At 71.4% G+C, this 4,584-nt stretch carries 4 protein-coding genes; 2 read left to right on the top strand and 2 right to left on the bottom strand.

Going from position 1 to position 4,584, the window contains the following annotated elements:
- Positions 1 to 369: MarR family transcriptional regulator (locus tag E1293_RS44730; protein ID WP_207939496.1), on the bottom strand; the 369-nt coding region annotated here is incomplete at its 3' end.
- Between the two features lie 89 nt (positions 370 to 458).
- On the opposite strand from E1293_RS44730, the gene icmF reads away from it, so the two are divergent.
- Complete coding sequence (gene icmF, locus E1293_RS44735) at positions 459 to 3,677, top strand: fused isobutyryl-CoA mutase/GTPase IcmF (protein WP_132205889.1); 3,219 nt, start codon at positions 459 to 461, stop codon at positions 3,675 to 3,677.
- Positions 3,674 to 4,456, top strand: coding sequence for a helical backbone metal receptor (locus tag E1293_RS44740; protein ID WP_132205891.1), 783 nt, complete (start codon positions 3,674 to 3,676; stop codon positions 4,454 to 4,456). The genes icmF and E1293_RS44740 overlap by 4 nt, the downstream gene beginning before the upstream one ends.
- Before the next feature lie 10 nt (positions 4,457 to 4,466).
- Here E1293_RS44740 and E1293_RS44745 read toward each other — a convergent pair.
- The coding region (locus E1293_RS44745; RefSeq protein WP_165978491.1) for an integrase core domain-containing protein at positions 4,467 to 4,584 on the bottom strand (118 nt) is incomplete at its 5' end.

A 4,584-nucleotide genomic window follows, 5' to 3' on the forward strand; every position in this document is an offset into this window, starting at 1 on the left:
GGCCGGCCCGGCGGCGAGGACGACGCGGCGGTCGTCGGGGGAGGGGCGGCGGCCGACGAGGCCGCGCTGCTCCAGGCGCCCGATCACGTTGGTGACCGAGGCGGGATGCACCATGAGGCGGTCGCCCATCTTGCCCATGGGCAGGGTCCCGGTGCGGGCGAAGGCGAGGAGGCGGAGGGCCTCGTAGGCGGCGAAGGTCAGCCCGTACGGCTTGAGGACGGCCTCGATCCGGCTGAGCAGGAGCTGCTGGGCCCGCATGACCGAGGTGACGGCCGCCATGTGGTCGGCGTGCTCGGGCCAGCGGGCGCTCCACTGGCGGTGGGCCTCCGCGATCGGGTCGGGGGCGGTCGGGTCGGGAGTGTCGGGCACCGGGTCACCGTACGTGGTCTTGACTGCGTCGCGCACGGAAACTATTTTAACTTCCAAATATTGGAAGTCCAAAGTTTGGGGTGGGGACGGTGACGGCGGAACTGCACGCGCCGGTGCACCCGGTGCGGTTCGTGACGGCCGCCGCGCTGTTCGACGGCCATGACGCGGCGATCAACATCATGCGGCGGATCCTGCAGTCGCAGGGCGCCGAGGTGGTGCACCTCGGGCACGACCGCTCGGTCCGCGAAGTCGTCGACGCCGTCCTGGAGGAGGACGCGCAGGGCGTGGCGATCAGCTCCTACCAGGGCGGCCACGTCGAGTACTTCGAGTACCTGTCGCGCGGCCTGAAGGAGGCCGGCGCCGAGCACGTGCGGGTGTTCGGCGGGGGCGGCGGCGTCATCGTGCACGAGGAGATCGCGCGGCTGTCCGGCTCCGGCGTGCGGATCTTCTCCCCGGAGGACGGGCACCGGCTCGGCCTGCCCGGCATGATCAACGAGCTGGTGCGCGACTGCGACGTGGACCTCGCGGCCGAGCCCGCCCCCGCCGATGCCGTGCTGGCGGGGGAGCGGCGCGCCCTCGCCAGGACCATCACCTGCCTCCAGGCCGGGAAGCTGCCCGGGGACGCGCGGGCGCGGCTCGCCGAGGCGGCGGCCGCGCGGCAGGTACCCGTGCTGGGCATCACCGGGACGGGCGGGTCCGGGAAGTCGTCCCTGACCGACGAGCTGGTGCGGCGGCTGCGCGTCGACCAGGGGGACCGGCTGCGCGTCGCGGTGCTGGCCGTCGACCCCACTCGGCGGCGCGGCGGCGGTGCGCTGCTGGGCGACCGGATCAGGATGAACTCCCTGGACGGCGACCACGTGTTCTTCCGGTCATTGGCCACCCGGGGCGCCCGGGAGCTGCCGGAGAACATCGGGGACATCGTCACCGCCTGCAAGGCCGCCGGCTACGACCTCGTCGTCCTGGAGACGCCCGGCATCGGGCAGGGCGACGCCGCGATCGTCCCGCTGGTGGACGTGTCCCTCTACGTGATGACGCCCGAGTTCGGCGCCGCGTCCCAGCTGGAGAAGATCGACATGCTCGACTTCGCGGACGTGGTGGCGATCAACAAGTTCGAGCGGCGCGGCGCGGCCGACGCGCTGCGGGACGTGGGCCGCCAGCTCGTCCGCAACCGGGAGGCGTTCGGGAAGAGGCCCGAGGACATGCCCGTGTACGGCACCAGCGCGGCGACGTTCGACGACGACGGTGTCACGGCCCTGTACCAGCACCTCGGGGGGATGCTGGCCGAGCACGGGCTGCGGCTGGAGGACGGCGCCCTGCCCGGGGCCGCGACGAAGGTGTCGACCGGCGCCGCGACCGTCATCCCGCCCGGCCGGGTGCGGTACCTGTCCGGCGTCGCCGAGACCGTGCGCGGCTACCACGCCGACACTCTCGGGCAGATGGACGCCGTGCGGCGCGTCCAGCGGCTGGACGAGGTGCGCGCCGAGCTGACGGACGCGTCCGAGGTCGAAGGGCTCCTGGAGAAGGCCCGCCGCGACGTCGCCCCGGACAATGCCGGGCTCATCGAGGGGTGGCCGGCCGTCGCCCGGTCGTACTCCGGCGACGAGCAGGTCGTGCGGATCCGCGACAAGGAGCTGCACACCAAGCTGACGCGCGAGTCGCTGTCGGGCAGCCGCGTCCCGCGCGTCGCCCTGCCCCGCTACACCGACCACGGCGAGCTGCTGCGGTTCCTGCGCAACGAGAACCTGCCCGGCCGGTTCCCGTTCACCGGCGGGGTGTTCCCCTTCAAGCGCGACAACGAGGACCCGGCCCGCATGTTCGCGGGGGAGGGCGACCCGTTCCGCACCAACCGCCGCTTCAAGCTGCTCTCCGAAGGGCAGCCCGCCACGCGGCTGTCCACCGCGTTCGACTCGGTCACCCTGTACGGGCGCGACCCGGACGAGCGTCCCGACGTGTACGGCAAGGTCGGCACCTCCGGCGTGTCGATCGCCACGCTGGACGACATGAAGGCGCTCTACGACGGGTTCGACCTGTCGTCGCCGGCCACGTCGGTGTCGATGACCATCAACGGTCCCGCGCCGACGATCCTGGCGTTCTTCCTCAACACCGCCATCGACCAGGGCCTGGACACCTTCTACGAGGAGAACGGGCGCGAGCCGTCCGCCGAGGAGGCCGCGCGGATCCGCGCGCGCGTCCTGTCGACCGTGCGCGGCACCGTGCAGGCCGACATCCTCAAGGAGGACCAGGGGCAGAACACCTGCATCTTCTCCACCGAGTTCTCGCTGCGGATGATGGGCGACATCCAGGAGTGGTTCATCGCCAACCAGGTCCGCAACTTCTATTCGGTGTCCATCTCCGGCTACCACATCGCCGAGGCGGGCGCGAACCCCATCAGCCAGCTCGCGTTCACCCTCGCCAACGGCTTCACCTACGTCGAGTCCTACCTGGCGCGCGGCATGGACATCGACGACTTCGCGCCCAACCTGTCGTTCTTCTTCTCCAACGGCATGGACCCCGAGTACAACGTCCTCGGACGCGTCGCCCGCCGCATCTGGGCCGTCGCCATGCGCGACCGGTACGGCGCCAACGAGCGCAGCCAGAAGCTCAAGTACCACGTGCAGACGTCGGGGCGCTCCCTGCACGCGCAGGAGATGCACTTCAACGACATCCGCACGACGCTGCAGGCGCTCATCGCCATCTACGACAACTGCAACAGCCTGCACACCAACGCCTACGACGAGGCGGTGACGACGCCGACGGCCGAGTCGGTACGGCGCGCGCTGGCGATCCAGCTCATCATCAACCGCGAGTGGGGCCTGGCGATGAACGAGAACCCGCTGCAGGGGTCGTTCATCATCGACGAGCTGACCGACCTGGTCGAGGAGGCCGTGCTCGCCGAGTTCGACAGCATCAGCGAACGCGGCGGCGTGCTCGGCGCGATGGAGACCGGCTACCAGCGCGGCCGCATCCAGGACGAGTCGATGCTGTACGAGCAGCGCAAGCACGACGGCTCCCTGCCGATCATCGGCGTCAACACCTTCCGCACCCCGGACTCGGGGGACGGGACGCCGAAGACGATCGAGCTGGCCCGCGCCACCGAGGACGAGAAGCGCTCCCAGCTCGACCGCGTCCACGGCTACCAGGACGCGCACCGCGACGAGGCCCAGGCCGCCCTCGCGGCCCTCCAGGAGGCGGCCCGCGGCGGCGAGAACGTGTTCGTGGTCCTGATGGACGCGGCGCGGGTGTGCAGCCTCCAGCAGATCACCGACGCGTTCTTCGAGGTCGGCGGGCAGTACCGCCGCAACGTATGAGGGCTCGCGATGACACCGGCGCACCTGTCTCCGTTCCGGACCGGGTGCGCCGGGTGGTGTCGATCGTCCCGTCCCTGACGGAGACGGTGGCGGTGACCGCGCCCGGGCTGCTCGCGGGGGCCACCGACTGGTGCACCCACCCCGAAGGCTTGGACGTGCCGCGCGTGAGAGGCACGAAGAACCCCGACGTGGAGCGGATCGCCGGGCTGCGGCCGGACGTCGTGCTCGGCAACACCGAGGAGAACCGTCCCGCCGACGTCGAGGCGCTGCGCGCCCAGGGCATCCCCGTCTGGATGACGGAGATCCGCACCGTGGACGAGGCCCTGGCGTCCCTGCGCCGGATGCTCACCGAGGCGTGCCGCGTGCCGGTCCCGGCGTGGCTGGACGAGGCGGCCCGCGTCTGGTCGGACGTCGCGCCGCGCGAACCCCGCGCGGCCGTCATTCCGATCTGGCGGCGGCCATGGATGGTCGTCGGCCGCGACACCTTCACCGGCGACGTCCTGTCCCGCCTGGGCGTGTCCAACGTCTACGCGGGCCACCCCGACCGCTACCCGAAGATCCCGCTGGACGAGCTGAACGCGTCCGGCGCCGACCTGGCCGTCCTCCCGGACGAGCCCTACCGGTTCACCGCGGACGACGGCCCCGAGGCGTTCCCCGGCATCGACGTCGCGCTCGTGAGCGGACGGCACCTCACCTGGTACGGCCCATCGCTCGTGCAGGCCCCGGCGGCCCTGTCGCGGCGACTGGCCGAAGCGGGGACGTACCGGCGGACGCGCTAGTTGTACTCGGTCATGATCTTGGTGTCAGTCGGGTGATGGGTGGCTTGCCGCCCAGGGCCGAGTGGGGGCGTTGGGTGTTGTAGTGCTGCAGCCAGGGGGCGAGTGCTTGGGTGCGCTGGTGGTTGCTG

The sequence above is a fragment of the Actinomadura darangshiensis genome, assembly GCF_004349235.1.
In the GTDB taxonomy this organism is placed as follows: domain Bacteria; phylum Actinomycetota; class Actinomycetes; order Streptosporangiales; family Streptosporangiaceae; genus Spirillospora; species Spirillospora darangshiensis.

Excerpts from the sequence above, each read along its gene's own strand:
- E1293_RS44740 (WP_132205891.1), top strand. The coding sequence starts at position 3,674 with ATGAGGGCTCGCGATGACACCGGCGCACCTGTCTCCGTTCCGGACCGG.